A 16,086-nucleotide genomic window follows, 5' to 3' on the forward strand; every position below is an offset into this window, starting at 1 on the left:
GCCTAGACCCGGTGTCCGTCGTGGTGGGCCGGATCGAAGGTATAGAAGCAGCTGTGCGTGAAGCGTATTCCCTGGGTGACCTCCGTAACCCCGTGCAGGTAATCGGCGGTTGACGGGAAGAAGGCCATCATGCGCGGCTTGATGGGCGGTTCGAGCCCCAGCTTCGGGAAATGGATCCGCCCACCCTCGAATTCATCGTTGAGATAGATGATCGAGGCAAAGGCCCGCCACGGAAACTCGTTGGGTTGGCCATCGGGTTGCTCGCAGTCGGCATGGGCGTCCTGACTGTCTCCGGGCCGCCAGCGGACAAGCTGCAGGGTGTCGGCGTAGAGCGGTTCCGAAATGGCGTAGTGCGACGCGATGTGCCGCGCCGCGCGCCGGCGGATCTGCGCCATTAGTTTCAGAAGCTTTGGCGGCATGTCCACAGGGTCGATCATGCGGCCGAACCACACATCGTCCGGGGGCAGCCGGTCGTTCCATTTCGCGGTAGGAGACCGTGCGTGAAACAGGAGCTGCTTGCGCTCGGCTTCGGTAACGAAATCCTCGACCAGCCCGATGGGCTTGCCGCTCAGCGACCGTGCCGTTCGGACAATGTTGCCCTGCCTGGTGCGAACCTGGGGCGGCAGCGACCTCCGCCTGTCGACTGGGATCGAAACATGCACCGATCAATACCCTCGAAACACGGGAGATTGTGCGACTTGATATAACGCCTTACAATTCCGCGCAATCGGGCGGATGATCTGGCTAGATCATCTTCAGCGCATCCTTACCCAGCGCATCGAAATATTGGGCCATGGCCTCCGCCGCCCAATCCGAAAGCGTGAGAAAAGCGCGCCTGCGATCCCTGTCGTCCTGCTCGCGCACCAGCAATCCCGCCTCCGTCATCTGGGCGATCCAGCGCAGCCCCGTGGTCGGCGGTACTGCCGCGGCGATACACAGCGAACTGACCGAAACCCGGCGATGTTCGGCACGCGCCGCCGTGAGATCCAGCAGGATATCCCATGCCGGATCGGCAAACAGATCGGGCTTGAAGTATCGCCCCCGCAAGCGCCGCTGGCGAATGATCTGCTGCACGAGGCGCGGATCGGGCAGAGACGGACGCGCATGTCGTTCACCACGGCTGCTCGTGTCGCCTGCAAGATCAGGAAAAGCAGAACGGCTATGGCTGTCGTGGGAAAGCTTCGTCCCGTACGCCGGGTCCAGGCGATCCACCTTACTGGCGAGCCGCGAAACCTCCTGCGTCAGGCGCAAGAGCGCGAGCCGCTCCTCCTCGTCCATTTCGCGGACCCGGGAGCCCGGCACCTGCCCAAGCGCCGCTCCCAGCGCGGCCAGGCGTTCCGCAGGAAAGGCATCGAGCAGATACTGGACCCGGGCAGACGCCAGGCAACCGAAGACATCTTCCAGAGCCTCTTCGCTGGTGAATGCCAGAACTTCCGCCCCGGCCCGCGCGGCACGCGCGTCGAGTCGGACCAGCGCGGCCAGACTCGCGCCCGAAACCTGCCGGCACTCGACCATGACCACCTCGCCCAGTGGCACCGCCGTTTCCCCCAACAATCCGGCCAGCGGACCTGCATTACGCACGGAGACTCCCGCCCGGGCGACATCCGCTTTCATGCGCTCCAGCGCCCGACCTTCGCCCAACAGCGATACGGTGGGCGCCATTTCGCCACCGGCAGACGTAAGCACGCCACCGCGGTCGTCAAAAGCGTAAGCCAGTTGCCCCATGTTCGCACCTTTCGAATCGTGCGAACAAATGTAGAACACGCAGTCAGCTAGTCAAGTGTCGAGCGGCCCGATCAGTCAAGGAACGGGTCGCGGACCAGGATTGTATCGTCACGCTCGGGGCTGGTGGATATCAGCGCCACGGGGGTCTCGATAAGCTCCTGCACGCGTTGGACATATTTGATCGCCTGTGCCGGCAGATCCGCCCAGCTGCGCGCCCCGGCCGTGGTCTCGCGCCAGCCTTCCATCTCCTCGTAGATCGGCTCCACGGCGGCCTGATCGGCCGAATGCGAGGGGAAATAATCCATGATCTTGCCGTGAAGCCGGTAGCCCGTGCAGATCTTCACTGTGTCGAACCCGTCGAGCACATCGAGCTTCGTCAGCGCGATACCGGTCACGCCGCTGATCGCACAGCTCTGCCGGACCAGCACCGCATCGAACCATCCGCAACGCCGCTTGCGCCCGGTAACCGTGCCGAATTCATGGCCGCGTTCACCCAGCCGCTGGCCAGTATCGTCGCTGAGCTCCGTGGGAAACGGACCGCTTCCCACGCGTGTGGTGTAGGCTTTCACGATCCCGAGCACGAAGCCCGTGCTGCCGGGCCCAAGGCCGCTTCCCGCCGCAGCCGTTCCGCTTACTGTGTTGGAACTGGTCACGAAGGGGTAGGTCCCGTGATCGACGTCGAGAAGCACCCCTTGCGCGCCTTCGAACAGGATGCGCGCGCCCGCCTTGCGCACTTTCTTGAGCCGCTTCCACACCGGCTGAGCATATTGAAGAACGTATGGTGCGATTTCGCGCAGCTCTTCCAGAAGGGCCGCCCGATCCACTGCCGGCTGGCCGAAACCGGCCCTCAGGGCATCATGATGCGCACACAGACGATCGAGTTGGGGTTCGAGACTGTCCAGGTGCGCCAGATCGCACACGCGAATGGCACGGCGTCCGACCTTGTCTTCGTATGCGGGGCCGATCCCACGCCCCGTGGTGCCGATCTTTCCAGCACCTGCCGCCGTTTCGCGCAGCCCGTCCAGATCCCGATGCAGGGGAAGGATCAACGCGCAATTGTCGGCCACGGCGAAATTGTCGTTCGTTATGGAAACGCCCTGCCCCTCGAGCTTCTCTATCTCCGCCTTGAGCGCCCAGGGATCGAGAACGACACCGTTGCCCACGATGCTGAGCGTGCCGGTCACGATGCCACTGGGAAGCAGGCTGAGCTTGTATGTCGTGTCACCGACCACCAGTGTGTGGCCGGCATTGTGCCCACCCTGGAAGCGCACCACGGCATCCGCCCGGCTCGCGAGCCAATCCACGATCTTGCCCTTGCCTTCGTCGCCCCATTGCGCGCCGATCACCGTGACATTGGCCAACTGTTGTTCCTTCCGTGTGGCAAATCGGCGGCGGCTTAGGCCCTTGGGCAATGGGCGGCAACAGCGTGAGCCATCCAAAGTCCGAATTGCGCGATTTTCTGCGACCAAAAAAGATTAACGGGGGGTTTACAATTGTGTTGTCGATCGTGGTTAAAGCTGTCAGAGACCAGGCAATCGCCGGCTGGGGGCGGGTATGTTTTTGCTCACCTGACCGGTAGCGCTCGCGATTGTGCGAGTGGAGAATTGGGGCGGCAATTGCCGTCTCCGGGATCGCGGCAGCGGCTCCGCCCGGAGCTTGCTTAGCTGCCGCGGGCCTCTCCCGGTTGGACCCGCCGGGAGAGGCTTTCCCCGCCCTCGACGCACCCCATGGACCCGGGCGCAGCCCGGTAATGACAGCACAATCTTAAAAAGTGCCTTCGCCAGCGGCGCGAATGTCGGACACTAAGCGCCATACGTTCGTTCGTGCTTCAAGAGACGGAGAACCAAATGACCGAACAACCAACACTTACCTTGAACGACGGCCGGCAAATTCCCCATCTGGGTTTCGGCACTTACAAGATCGAAAACGAAGACGCGCCGGATGCCGTCAGGAAGGCCCGCGACGTCGGTTACTGGCTGATCGACACGGCGGCGATATACCAAAATGAAAAAGGCGTCGGTGAAGGCCTGGGCGATTGGGCCGATGTCTTCCTGCAAACCAAGATCTGGAACGAAAGCCAGGGCTACGATCGTACGCTGAAGGCCGCAGACAAGTGCCTGGAGCGGCTCGGCCGTGATCATGTCGACATGCTGTTGATCCACTGGCCCTGCCCCGGAAAGGACAAGTTCGTGGAAACGTGGAAGGCGCTGATCGCCCTGCGTGATGACGGCAAGGCCAAGTCCATCGGCGTATCGAATTTCCGTGAAGAGGATCTGAAGCGCATCGTCGACGACACCGGAGTGACCCCGGCGCTCAATCAGATCGAATTGCACCCCAGTTTCCAGCAAACCGCGCTGCGCAAGGTGCACGATGACATGGGTATCGTGACCCAGTGCTGGTCTCCGCTGGGTCAAGGCAACGGTCTGGACAACCCGGTCATCGGTGCCATCGCCGAAGAAACCGGGTTGGACGAGAGTACGGTCGTGCTCCGCTGGCATTTGCAGCATGGTCTTCTGCCGATACCCAAAGCGTCTTCGCGCGAACACATGGAGGCCAATTTTGCCGCGCTCGACGCCAAGCTGTCCGACGATCAGATGAGCCGCATCGATGCGCTCGATGATCCGGACGGACGCATGGGGCCGGATCCGGCCGAACTGGACTGACCCGGCGTGAAGGGGCGGAACCGCCCCGCATGGTAAATTCCGACCTAACCCCATCCTGAAAAGACCCGTTTAGAACCGCCGCGTAAAAGTGCGGGCTGGGTCGGGCGCATTCGCCCCTTGGACGGGATCGGGTCACGATGACGATGTGCGCAGGGCTCGCCGAAGCGGATGCCGATTGTCGGCCCGAAACCGTTGATGACGCAAGAGTTCATGCCCGGCCAGCACCACCCCTTGCCGCTGCCGGGCTGGCTCTTGCGGTCGCCGCATGTGGCGGCGGCGGCGGGGCCAGCGCCGGCAGCGGCACCGACGCCCCAATCGCAGGCGCGACTGCGCGAAAGCCGACCAGCGATGCCGAGGCGGCCAGGTTTCTGCTTCAGACAGGGATAGCCGCATCCTCTCGCGAGCTGGAATCGCTCCGGAGCGAGGGCTACGAACCGTGGCTCAATCGCCAGATGGCGTCGCCGGGCGTGTCAGCGGTGCGGTGGCTCGAATCGAACAGCTTCACCGCGATCGACGACAACCGCTATTACGACATGAAGGATCCGGGCGATCACATGGCCTGGTTCCAGCTGATGGACGCATCAGGAGAAGTGCGCATACGCGCTGCGCTGGCGTTGTCGGAAATGTTCGTGGTGTCTCTCAACGGCGTGGACTTCCGCTGGAAAAGCCAGGCCATGGCACGATACTGGGATATTCTTTCCGAAGACGCATTCGGCAACTTCCGGACGCTGCTCGAGAAGATAACGTTAAATCCCGCAATGGGCACCTGGCTCAACACTCTGGGCAACCGCGCGGCGGACGGAAAAGGGCGTCAGGCGGACGAAAATTACGCCCGCGAAGTGATGCAGCTGTTCACCATCGGCCTGTACGAGCTCAACAATGATGGATCGCCGCGGCTGGATTCGAGCGGACAGCCCATCGAAACCTATGGCAACAGCGATGTTCAGGAGCTGGCCAAGGCATTTACCGGGTACGATTTCGACTGGACCGGGACGACCGAAGTTCCAGCACCGGGGGGAAGCGGCACCGTTTCCACTGTCGATTACGCGCTGAAGCCGATGACGGCGGACCCGGCGAAATGGCGCAAGCCCCGAACCAGCGGCTACCATTCGGCGGAAGCGAAATTTTTTCTGGGCGCAACCATCCCGGCTGGGACCGGGCCCGCGGAGAGCCTGCGGGTGGCACTCGACACGCTGTTCAATCACAAAAATGTGGGGCCGTTCGTTGCGCGCCAACTGATCCAGCGGCTCGTCACCAGCAATCCCGCCCCCGGCTACGTCCGGCGCGTCGCGTCCGTCTTCGACAACAACGGCAAGGGCGTACGCGGCGATCTGGCGGCGGTATTCCGCGCGATCTGGCTCGATGACGAGGCCCTGGCCGGCGCCAATGCAAGCAGCAACAGCTTTGGAAAGCTACGCGAGCCGATCTTGCGACTAGCCCAGGCCGCACGCACCTTCGGCGGCAGCTCCGCATCGGGCAAGTGGACGATCCGCAACACTTCGGACCCCAGCTCGCGCCTTTCCCAAAGCCCCCTGCGATCACCCTCCGTGTTCAATTTTTTCCGCCCCGGCTATGTCCCCGCCAATTCGAATGTCGCGGCCAATGCGATGGTCGCGCCCGAACTCCAGCTTGTCGACGAGAGTTCGGCACCGGCCTACGTCAACTTCATGCAACGCGTGCTGGAGGGGACGGAATGGGCCACCCGCGACCTGAGCCTCAGCTTCACCGATGAGCTCGCCCTTGCACACGACAGCACAGCGCTACTCGACCGGCTCGATCTGCTGCTGACGGCAAAACAGCTTTCCGAAACAAGTCGTTCGATCATCCTTGGCGCGCTGAACGCCAAATCGATCGCGCAGACCGGCGATGAGAAGACCAAGCTTCGCCAGGTGCGAACGGCCGTGCTGCTCGTCATGGCCGCACCGGAATATCTGGTCCAGCGTTGAGGAGTGACGCGCATGTTCATCGGCCAATCGCAGGATCTTTCACGCCGTCTCTTTTTGCGGAGGAGCGGGCAATTGGCAGCCATGGGAGCCGCTTCATCCTATGCTCTGGGTCTTGCCGGACTTGGCGAGGCGGCCGCCTTCAGCGCGGGGGACGATTACAAGGCGCTGGTCTGCGTGTTCCTTTATGGAGGGAACGACCACAATGCGATGCTGGTGCCGTTCGATGCGACGAACTACGCGCGTTACGCAGAAATTCGCGGCGGCGACGGGGAAGGTGGCGGTGGGCTGACCCCTGCCCGCTCCGATCTTTCCGCGACAGTGCTCAGTATCCCCCCAGGGCAGGTGACCAATCACGACATCACCTATGCGCTGTCGCCTGCAATGCCCAACCTTGCGCGCCTCTATGCTTCGGGCGACATGGCTCCGCTGCTCAACGTGGGCCCCTTGCTGGCGCCGATGACGCTTGCGCAGTACAAGAGTGGTGCCGTCCCGCGCCCCCCCAAGCTGTTCAGCCACAACGATCAGCAATCATCCTGGCAGGCCTATTCGACAGAAGGCGCGACAATCGGTGCTGGCGGGCGGATGGGCGATCTGGCGATGTCCAGCAACCACAACGCTCTGTTCACCTGCATGTCCGCCGCCGGAAATGCTGTGTTCCTGTCCGGCCAGCGCGCCCTTTCCTATCAGATCTCGCCGAACGGGGCGATTCCAGTGAACGGGGTTAAGGGCGGCGTTTACGGCTCGCGATCTGCGGGTGATGCGCTGTCCGCGCTGCTCACACAGGCAAATCCGCATGTTCTTGCCGCCGATCACTGCGCCATCGTCAAGCGCTCGATCGAGGCTGAGGCCTTCGTCACCGCAGCGCTGGAACCGGTCAGGCTCGGGACCAGTTTCGCGCCCGCCAGCGGCAGCAACGGGCTTGCCGGTCAGCTCAACGTGGTCGCGCGACTGATTGCGGCGCGCCGGGCGATGGGAGTGAAGCGCCAGGTCTTCATGGTGTCGATGGGAGGGTTCGACACGCATGACAATCAACCGACCAAGCACCCGCAATTGATGGGGCAACTCGACTTCGCCCTCTCGGCCTTCCATGCGGCGATGGTGGAACTCGGGGTCGCGGACAAGGTCACCACCTTCACCGCCTCGGATTTCGGTCGGACGCTTGCCTCCAACGGAGACGGCTCCGATCACGGCTGGGGATCGCACCATCTGGTGATGGGCGGAGCAGTGCGCGGCGGTCGCTATTACGGTACGGCCCCGGCGATTTCGCTCAAGACGGAGGATCAGGTGGGCAATGGCCGATTGCTCCCGACAACATCGGTCGATCAGTACATGGGCACGCTGGGCCGCTGGTTTGGAGTTGCCGACAGCGAACTGAGCGCGATCGCTCCCAATCTCGGCAGATTCGCTACGCCCGACCTCGGTTTCATGGCGCCAGCGGCCTGAGAATGCGGTCCGCGCCATCGCAAGGTGGCGAGAGGCACGCGCGCTTGGTATGGGCGCGGCGTGCCAGATCCCCAAGCCTACCGCATTGCCGCCCTTTATCGCTTCGCTCGCTTTTCCGAGCCCGAACGGCTGCGCGCGCCCTTGCTGCAATTGTGCGAACGCCAGAATATCTGCGGCACGCTTCTGCTCGCCCGTGAAGGTATCAACGGGACGATTGCCGGCAGCCACGCCGCCATCGACGTGGTGCTGGAGCATATCCACGCCCTCCCGGGCTGTTCCGAACTGGAGGTGAAGTTCTCTCACGCCGCCGATCCACCCTTCCGCCGCATGAAGGTGAGGCTGAAGAAGGAGATCGTGACCATGGGCCAGCCCGATCTGGATCCGCTAGGGGCCGTAGGTACCTATGTGGCCCCGGAAGACTGGAACGCTCTGGTCGCGGATCCGGAAACGATCGTGATCGATACGCGCAACGACTACGAGGTGCAGATCGGCACATTCGCCGGTGCCATCAATCCGAAGACCGCCAGCTTCAGCGATTTTCCAGCCTGGTTTCGCGACAATCGCACCGCGCTGACCCAGGGGCGCAATGCGCCGAAAATCGCCATGTTCTGCACCGGGGGCATACGTTGCGAAAAATCGACGGCCTTCCTCCGCTCGGAAGGTATCGAGGAGGTCTATCATCTCAAGGGAGGCATCCTCGCCTATCTCGAGCAGATGGAAGAACGCGAAAGCCTGTGGGAAGGTGATTGCTTCGTCTTCGATGAGCGGGTGAGCGTGGGGCATGGCCTCGAACCTGGCGAGCACACGCTTTGCCGTGCCTGCCGGATGCCGCTCACTGCGAACGATCGCGCCTCGGAGCATTACCAGGAAGGCGTTTCCTGCCCGCATTGCGCTTCGCAACGCAATGAGGAGCAGCGCGCACGGTATGCCGAACGTCAACGGCAGGAGGATTTGGCGGCGAAGCGGGGACAGACGCACATCGGGGCGCGCTATCCGGCTGACAGCGATAATGGCTGAGGCCGCCCTCTATAGCTTTCGCCGCTGCCCTTATGCGATGCGGGCGCGAATGGCCCTGCATGTGAGCGGCGTGTCCTACGAGCATCGCGAGGTCGTATTGCGGGACAAACCGGCGCAAATGCTGGAAGCTTCGCCAAAGGGAACCGTGCCGGTCCTCCAGCTGGACAGCGGACGTGTCCTAGAGGAAAGCCTCGATATCATGCATTGGGCGCTATCGGTGAGAGACCCGGAAGCGTGGCTGCAACGGCAGGATGCGGACCTGCTCGCGTCGAACGATGGCCCTTTCAAGCATCACCTCGACCGTTACAAATACGCGACGCGGTACGAGGATGCGGACCCGGTCACGCATCGCACCCAGGCCATCCAGCATGTGATGGCGCTGGAAGAACGGCTCGCTTCTCAGAAATTCCTGTGCGGCGAACGGCGCGGCTTCGCGGATATCGCCATTTTCCCCTTCGTGCGGCAATTCGCCAACGCCGACCGGGCATGGTTCGATCAGCAACCCGTGCCCCGCGCGCGGGGATGGCTTCAAAGCCTGACGAGCTCGGACCTTTTTGAAGCCATCATGGCCAAGCATGAGCCCTGGCGCCCGGATCAGAGCACACGCGGCTCCTGATCTTGCAGCACATGCGTGCAACCCAAGGCAGCCGCATCGTCATCGTCGGACAGCGCCGCCACCGTCCGCCAACCGATAGCGCGCAGGCGCCGCGCTGCTTCGAGGTCGTGTTCGGCAGGCAGGAACAGGACGTCGCGCGCTTCGCCTTCGAGACCGATCGCCTCCAGGAGAGGTTCGAGATAGAGCGAAAATCCGACCGCCGGCTCGTCGCTTCCGTGGATGACATAGGTGCCCCCGCGACCGATCGCGTGCCGCGCACCGTAGGCATAAAGCGCGAACCCGAACCAGCTCTGATATTCGAAGCCATGTCGCTCGGTAGGATCGAGCGTGACGCGGACCCCTTCGCCGAGCCCCGATGCGATTTCACGCAGCGCACCCAGCCGACTGGCAAGCGCACCGCCATCATCCATCTCGGCGAGGCGCCCAAGCGCTTCCTCCAGCGGACCCGCCGCATAGAGAAGCGGCAGATAGTCCTCACCCCCCGCTTCGACCAGGCCGCCCGCATCCTTCATGTCCAGCTCGCGGCGCACGGCATCGACCGCACCGGAGGGCAGTGGCAGCATCCCCGATGCCAGCGTGTCCACCAGATCGGGCAGGGTGAAATCGACCGAGATCTTCTTTGCGCCAGCGGCGATCACGGCGTCCACCGCCAGTTCCACGGCCTCACGCGCTGCCGCGACCGTGTCGCTGCCGATGATCTCCGCGCCCAATTGCAGGCGCTGGCGCGCAGGATCGAGCTGGTCCGCCCGGATCGTGGCGACTTCACCCGCGTAGCATAGCCGTAGCGGACGCGTGGCATGCGCCAGCGCGGTCGCGGCAATCCGGCCGACCTGCGGGGTCATGTCGCTGCGAACCGCCAGCGTCCGCAGGCTGACCGGATCGGTGAAGCGCACCATCCGGCGCGTGCTGACACCCTCCATGCGCTGGGAGAAAGAGCGTTCGAATTCGATAAGCGGCGGACGCACCCGGTCGTAACCGTGTGCGTCCATCGTATCGAGCGCCGCGCGCATGGCTCGTGTCACCGCGGCGGCTTCCGCAGGGAGTGCATCGGCAAGCCCTTCGGGCAGCAGGTCGTCGAGTTCCGTCATGAACGGCCCCCTGCCCTAGAACTCCAGCGGCGTCACCACCTTCACGCCTTCCAGCGCGCAGGCCGCCTTCACAACCTCCTCCGGGATCGGCTGATCGACACTCAGCAGCAGCACTGCTTCGCCACCGGTGTCCCTGCGGCCGAGGTGGAAGGTGCCGATGTTGATGCCGTTGTCGCCCAGCAGGGAACCGATGCGTCCGATGAAGCCGGGCGCGTCCTCGTTTACGATGTAGAGCATGTGGCCCGACAGTTCGGCTTCGATTCCCACTCCGAAAATCTCCACCAGACGCGGTGCGCTGGGGCCGAATAGTGTGCCGGCGACGGACCGATCTCCCTGGCTGGTCTTGACCGTCACGCGGATGAGAGTCTGGTATACGCCCTCGCGATCATGTCGAACTTCGCGCACATCGAGGCCGCGCTCCTTGGCGAGGAACGGGGCGTTGACCATGTTCACGGTGTCGGAATAGCGGCGCATCAGGCCCGCTAGCACCGCGCCGGTGATGGGCTTTCCGGAAAGGCTCGCAGCGGCCCCTTCGCGTTCGATGCTGATTTCGCTCAGGCTGCCATGCGCGAGCTGTCCGACCAAGCTGCCGAGATTGGTCGCCAAGGCCATGTAGGGCCTGAGCTTGGGCGCCTCCTCCGCACTGAGGCTGGGCATGTTGAGGGCATTGGTGACGCCCCCCGTGACGAGATAATCCGCCATCTGTTCAGCCACTTGCAGGGCGACGTTTACCTGCGCTTCGGTGGTCGAGGCACCCAGGTGAGGGGTGCAGATGAAGTTGGGCTTGCCGAACAGCGGGCTCTCCTTGGCAGGTTCGGCCTGGAACACGTCCAGCGCCGCGCCCGCGACCTGCCCGCTGTCGAGCGCGTCGGCCAGCGCCGCTTCGTCGATCAGCCCGCCCCTCGCGCAATTGACGATACGCACGCCCTGCTTGGTCTTGGCGAGATTCTCGCGGCTGAGAATATTGCGGGTCTCGTCGGTCAGCGGCGTGTGCAGGGTGATGAAATCGGCCCGCGCCAGCAACTCGTCCAGAGTGACCTTCTCCACACCGATCTCGATCGCGCGCTCGGGCGTCAGGAACGGGTCGTAGGCGACGACCTTCATCCTGAGGCCGTTGGCCCGGGCCGCCACGATGGTGCCGATATTGCCCGCGCCGATCAGGCCCAGGGTCTTGCCCGTCACCTCGACACCCATGAACGCGTTCTTGGGCCATTCGCCCGCCTGCGTACGGGTGTTCGCTTCCGGAATCTGCCGCGCGAGTGCGAACATCATGGCGATCGCATGTTCGGCGGTGGTGATCGAGTTGCCGAACGGCGTGTTCATCACGACCACGCCCTTGGAGCTCGCCGCGGGGATATCGACGTTGTCGACGCCGATTCCGGCCCGGCCGATCACCTTGAGATTGGTCGCGGCGTCCAGGATGTCGGCGGTTACCTTCGTGGCGGAGCGGATGGCGAGGCCATCGTATTCACCGATAACGGCTTTCAACTCGTCGGGCGTCATGCCCGGCTTCACATCCACGTCGCAGCCGTTTTCGGCGAAGATACGCGCGGCGTTGTCATCCATCTTGTCGGAAATGAGGACTTTGGGTTTGCTGGTCATCAGGGAAATCCTTGGATCGTAACCCCGGAGATGCTCCGGGGTCCCGCGTCCTTGCGGACGGCGGGACAGAAGAAAGAGCGGAACCCCGGTGCAAAACCGGGAGACACATGAATTAGTTGCGGAGCGTGTCCCAGGCCCAGTCGAGCCAGGGGCCGAGCGCTTCGATATCGGCGGTCTCAACGGTCGATCCGCACCAGATCCGCAGGCCCGCTGGCGCATCGCGATATCCGGCAATGTCGTAGGCGGCATCTTCGGCTTCGAGCAGACCGCCGAACTTCTTGATGAAATCCGCATCCGCGCCCTCAACCGTCAGACAGACGCTGGTGTTGGAGCGGTTGGCCGGATCGGCAACGAGATGGCCCAGCCACGCGCGTTCCTGAACCAGTTTATCGAGCGCAGCGGCATTGGCTTCGGCGCGGCGCTTCATTCCGGCCAGACCACCGACGCACTTCGCCCATTCGAGCGCGAAGATCGCATCTTCCACCGCCAGCATGGACGGGGTGTTGATGGTTTCGCCCTTGAAGATGCCCTCGATCAGCTTTCCGCCCTTGGTCATGCGGAACAGCTTGGGCAGCGGCCAGGCAGGCGTATAACTTTCCAGCCGCTCGACCGCGCGCGGACCCAGGATCAGCACGCCATGCGCGCCCTCGCCGCCGAGCACCTTCTGCCACGAAAAGGTCAGCACATCGACTTTGTCCCAGGCGATATCCTGCGCGAACACGGCGCTGGTGGCATCCGCGATGGCCAGGCCTTTACGATCCGCCGCGATCCATTCGCCATCGGGCACCTTCACCCCGCTGGTCGTGCCGTTCCAGGTGAACACCACATCGGTGGACCAGTCCACCTGCGAAAGATCGGGCAGTTCGCCATAATCGGCACGGATAACGGTCGGATCGATCTTGAGCTGCTTGAGAGCGTCGGTCACCCAGCCTTCGCCGAAGCTTTCCCAGGCGAGCGTGGTCACACCGCGCGCACCCAGCATCGTCCACATGGCCATTTCGACGGCTCCGGTATCGGAACCGGGCACAATGCCGATCAGATGGCTGTCGGGCACCTCCAGAACCTCTCGGATCAGGTCGATGCAATATTGCAGACGCGCCTTGCCCAGCTTGGAGCGATGCGAACGCCCGAGCGATTGGGTAGCAATCTTGTCGGGGGACCATCCCGGCGGCTTGGCGCAGGGACCGGACGAGAAGAACGGACGCGCTGGCTTGCGCGCCGGTTTGGAAGCAGTCATGTATTCTCTCCTTGCAGAGAGCACGCGCGGCGTTGGGACCGCGTGGCCCGGCGCCGCACATAAAGTTGCGAGCCGCCGAGTCAATGAATACCGGTAATTATGCGGTGAAGCGCGCCGGGTGAAGGATCGTTGCCGCCCTCGCCAAATCAAGCGGCGCAAACTAAGGCGCGGCGAATGAAGATTTCGGACCTACGGATCGCACTCGTCACCGGCAATTACAACATGGTGCGCGACGGGCCAACGCAGGCGCTGGGCCGCCTGGTCAGGTTCATGCTGGACGAGGGCGCACAAGTGCGGATCTTCGCCCCAACCATCGATAATCCGCAGGTGGAACAGCCGGGCGAGATTGTGCCGCTACCCAGCTTCGCCATTCCGGGGCGGAGCGAATATCGCATTCCCCTGGGCCTCTTCGGCGAAGCGAAAGAGAATTTCGAGGATTTCCGCCCCAATATCGTCCATGTCGCCAGCCCCGACCGGGCGAGCCGACAGGCCGCGAAATGGGCGCGCGGACACGGCGTTCCGGTCCTCGCCAGCGTCCACACCCGGTTCGAGACTTACCCGCAGTATTACCATCTGGGTTTCATGCAGGGCGCGGTCGAGGCATGGCTGCGCGCGCTTTATCGCAAGTGCGATGCGCTGGTCGCCCCTTCTGACGGGATGGTCGACGTGCTGCGCGAACAGCGCATGCATCGCGATATCGGCATATGGTCCCGCGGGGTAAACCGCGACATCTTCAATTCCGGTGTGCGCGACCCGGCGCTGCGACACGGGATCGGGATCGAGGACGATGAGGTCGCGATCGGCTTCCTGGGCCGGGTCGTCATGGAAAAGGGGCTGCCCGAATTCGCCGAAACCATGAAGGAACTCCAACGCCGGAAGGTGCCGCACAAGGTTCTGGTCCTGGGCGATGGGCCGGCAAGGGAATGGTTTTCAGAGCAAGTGCCCGAAGCCCGTTTCGCCGGATATCAGACGGGTGATGATCTGGGGCGCTGGGTCGCCTGTATGGACATGTTCTTCAACCCGTCGATTACCGAGACCTTCGGCAACGTCACGCTGGAGGCGATGGCCTGCGGAGTGCCGGTGGTTGCCGCCCGCGCAACCGGGGCGACCACGCTGGTAAAGGATGGCGTCACCGGCGTGTTGGTGACGCCAGGCGATACGGCAGGTTTCGCAGATGCGCTGCAACGCTACATCGAACAGCCCGAGCTGCGGCAAGAGCACGGCGCGGCAGGCGAAGCGCGCAGCCGGCTGTTCGACTGGGACCGGATCAATCGCGAAATGGCCGACACCTATTTGCGGCTGGTCATGGCGCGCCAACGCTGACGTTTATCGCAGCACGCCCTTGCCGCGCATGCTGATGGCGTGGATCAACAGGAAGGTCGCAACCGACCAGATCACGATGGTCATCGGGGTCGATGAATCTATCCAGTCAGGTTGCGGCGTCAGCAGCTGATACAGGGTGTTGACGCCCAATCCGATCAGGGAACCCGCGAAGGCCCAGACGGCCAAACGCGTGCGCAGCAACAACAGGATGGACCCGGCAACGGCGCCCCATACGCCAAGCGCCCAGAAACCCGTCACGCCGACGGGAAAGCTCTGGAAATACGCCATGGCCTGCGCAGGGGTAACCTCCATGCCGCCCAGCATGGTTTCGAAATAGGCTAGGTTGCCCAGCTGCGTCTGGAGATAATCGTTAGCTCCGAAGGCATTCCACAGCAGAGAGACGACCCCCACCGCCCACAAATGCCACGGCGTGCCTTCTGCCGTGGCGGTGCGCACCGGCACCGCGCGCGCCGAATCATCCTCTACGAACTCAACCATGGTGCTCTCCCCGCAGACTGCGCGCCCTGCGGGGAGGGATAGCATCCGGGCGACGCGACTCAAAGGCGTTCGATCTTGCGAGCCATTTCGTCGATAAGGTCGACGATCTCGGCCATGGTGTCTTCGTCCAGTCTGCCGTGACGGGCCTTGTTCTTCACGACCTGCGCGAGATTGCCGAGCGCACGGAACATCTCCGGCGTTGCGAAAGCGCGGTGGCGCTGCGCGCGGTCTTCCGCCTGGCCGGTAAGCCGTTCCATCAGAGCTGCCGCATCTTCGGCCCGCTCCTTCAATTCATCGCGGCCCTTTTCGGTTACTTGGTAGGCCCGGCGCGGTTCATCGCCCTCGACCTCGCGGATCGCGCCTTCGTCCTCCAGCAGGGACAGAGTTGGATAGATCGTGCCGGGGCTGGGTGCATAGCTGCCGCCGGTCATGTCCTCGATGGCCTTGATCAGTTCGTAGCCATGACGCGGCTCGTCGGCGATCAATCGCAGGAGCAGGAGCCGCAATTCTCCTTGCGCGAACATGCGTTGCCTGCGCCTGCCGCGATAGCCGCGATCTCGTCCACGCTGGTCGCCGCCCGGACCGAAGGGGCCTTTGGGGCCGAAGGGACCATCAGGACCGAAGGGACCCCTCGGTCCGAAAAAACCGTCCGGGCCGAAGAAGCCGCCCATGTCGCCAAAATCGCCGTCGCGCCCCTTGGCGCCCATGGTGATCGTTACCGGCCAGTCCCGACCCCATTTCCTGAAATTCCTCGATCCGTACATCGCAAAGCCTCTCCATGTTAAGATATGTCTAAGATATATCGTAAGAGCCGTCCGACAAGGGGGAAAGAAAAGTTTTTCGCCCGCCAGATGATGAGGAACGCCACCCCGGTTCGACTCCATGCGAGGACGGTTCGCGCTCGGGCAAACATGGCAATTCGTGTGTC

14 protein-coding genes are annotated in these 16,086 nt (G+C 63.2%); 6 read left to right on the forward strand and 8 right to left on the reverse strand.

Translation table 11 applies throughout. The features are described from left to right. Window positions 1–2 precede the first annotated feature (2 nt). The 3 genes from ACFDTG_RS01960 to ACFDTG_RS01970 all read right to left on the reverse strand — a co-directional run bounded on the left by ACFDTG_RS01960 (window position 3) and on the right by ACFDTG_RS01970 (window position 3,086). Entirely contained in the window at window positions 3–662 is a 660-nt protein-coding gene (locus ACFDTG_RS01960; RefSeq protein ID WP_375289399.1) for a 2OG-Fe(II) oxygenase, read from the reverse strand. Between the two features lie 82 nt (window positions 663–744). After that, complete coding sequence (locus tag ACFDTG_RS01965) at window positions 745–1,725, reverse strand: winged helix DNA-binding protein (protein WP_375289400.1); 981 nt, start codon at window positions 1,723–1,725, stop codon at window positions 745–747. 71 nt (window positions 1,726–1,796) lie between these two features. Then, on the reverse strand, window positions 1,797–3,086 hold the full coding sequence (locus tag ACFDTG_RS01970) for an adenylosuccinate synthase (RefSeq protein ID WP_375289401.1): 1,290 nt from the start codon (window positions 3,084–3,086) through the stop codon (window positions 1,797–1,799). A gap of 486 nt (window positions 3,087–3,572) precedes the next feature. Between ACFDTG_RS01970 and ACFDTG_RS01975 the strand changes: the two genes are divergently transcribed. From ACFDTG_RS01975 to ACFDTG_RS01995, 5 genes are all read left to right on the forward strand, one after another. Beyond that, on the forward strand, window positions 3,573–4,388 hold the full coding sequence (locus ACFDTG_RS01975; protein ID WP_375289402.1) for an aldo/keto reductase: 816 nt from the start codon (window positions 3,573–3,575) through the stop codon (window positions 4,386–4,388). Window positions 4,389–4,525: 137 nt separating this feature from the next. Beyond that, window positions 4,526–6,334: a DUF1800 family protein gene (locus ACFDTG_RS01980; RefSeq protein WP_375289403.1), complete on the forward strand. Its 1,809-nt coding sequence runs from the start codon at window positions 4,526–4,528 to the stop codon at window positions 6,332–6,334. Window positions 6,335–6,415: 81 nt separating this feature from the next. Further along, window positions 6,416–7,777 (forward strand): DUF1501 domain-containing protein, encoded by a 1,362-nt coding sequence (locus ACFDTG_RS01985; RefSeq protein ID WP_375289431.1) that lies wholly within the window; start codon window positions 6,416–6,418, stop codon window positions 7,775–7,777. A 60-nt stretch (window positions 7,778–7,837) separates the two neighbouring features. Next, a complete protein-coding gene (locus tag ACFDTG_RS01990; RefSeq protein WP_375289404.1) occupies window positions 7,838–8,794 on the forward strand; it encodes a rhodanese-related sulfurtransferase in 957 nt (318 codons plus the stop codon). After that, window positions 8,787–9,410 carry a glutathione S-transferase gene (locus tag ACFDTG_RS01995; protein WP_375289405.1) on the forward strand — a complete coding sequence of 208 codons (624 nt, stop codon included), beginning with the start codon at window positions 8,787–8,789 and terminating at the stop codon, window positions 9,408–9,410. The genes ACFDTG_RS01990 and ACFDTG_RS01995 overlap by 8 nt, the downstream gene beginning before the upstream one ends. Here the strand turns inward: ACFDTG_RS01995 and ACFDTG_RS02000 are convergent. From ACFDTG_RS02000 to ACFDTG_RS02010, 3 genes are all read right to left on the reverse strand, one after another. Beyond that, a complete protein-coding gene (locus tag ACFDTG_RS02000) occupies window positions 9,389–10,498 on the reverse strand; it encodes an ATP phosphoribosyltransferase regulatory subunit (protein WP_375289406.1) in 1,110 nt (369 codons plus the stop codon). The genes ACFDTG_RS01995 and ACFDTG_RS02000 overlap by 22 nt on opposite strands. A gap of 15 nt (window positions 10,499–10,513) precedes the next feature. Continuing rightward, window positions 10,514–12,100, reverse strand: a complete 1,587-nt coding sequence (gene serA / locus ACFDTG_RS02005) for a phosphoglycerate dehydrogenase (RefSeq protein WP_375289407.1) — start codon at window positions 12,098–12,100, stop codon at window positions 10,514–10,516. A gap of 112 nt (window positions 12,101–12,212) precedes the next feature. Next, a complete protein-coding gene (locus ACFDTG_RS02010) occupies window positions 12,213–13,337 on the reverse strand; it encodes a phosphoserine transaminase (protein WP_375289408.1) in 1,125 nt (374 codons plus the stop codon). Window positions 13,338–13,511: 174 nt separating this feature from the next. Here ACFDTG_RS02010 and ACFDTG_RS02015 point away from each other — a divergent pair, with 174 nt between their 5' ends. Further along, window positions 13,512–14,660: a glycosyltransferase family 4 protein gene (locus ACFDTG_RS02015; RefSeq protein ID WP_375289409.1), complete on the forward strand. Its 1,149-nt coding sequence runs from the start codon at window positions 13,512–13,514 to the stop codon at window positions 14,658–14,660. A gap of 3 nt (window positions 14,661–14,663) precedes the next feature. Here the strand turns inward: ACFDTG_RS02015 and ACFDTG_RS02020 are convergent, their stop codons facing one another. Both ACFDTG_RS02020 and ACFDTG_RS02025 read right to left on the reverse strand, forming a co-directional pair. Beyond that, window positions 14,664–15,158: a hypothetical protein gene (locus tag ACFDTG_RS02020; RefSeq protein WP_375289410.1), complete on the reverse strand. Its 495-nt coding sequence runs from the start codon at window positions 15,156–15,158 to the stop codon at window positions 14,664–14,666. Window positions 15,159–15,217: 59 nt separating this feature from the next. Beyond that, complete coding sequence (locus ACFDTG_RS02025; protein WP_375289411.1) at window positions 15,218–15,922, reverse strand: PadR family transcriptional regulator; 705 nt, start codon at window positions 15,920–15,922, stop codon at window positions 15,218–15,220. Window positions 15,923–16,086 lie beyond the last annotated feature (164 nt).

Source organism: Qipengyuania sp. (genome assembly GCF_042095715.1).
GTDB lineage: Bacteria > Pseudomonadota > Alphaproteobacteria > Sphingomonadales > Sphingomonadaceae > Qipengyuania.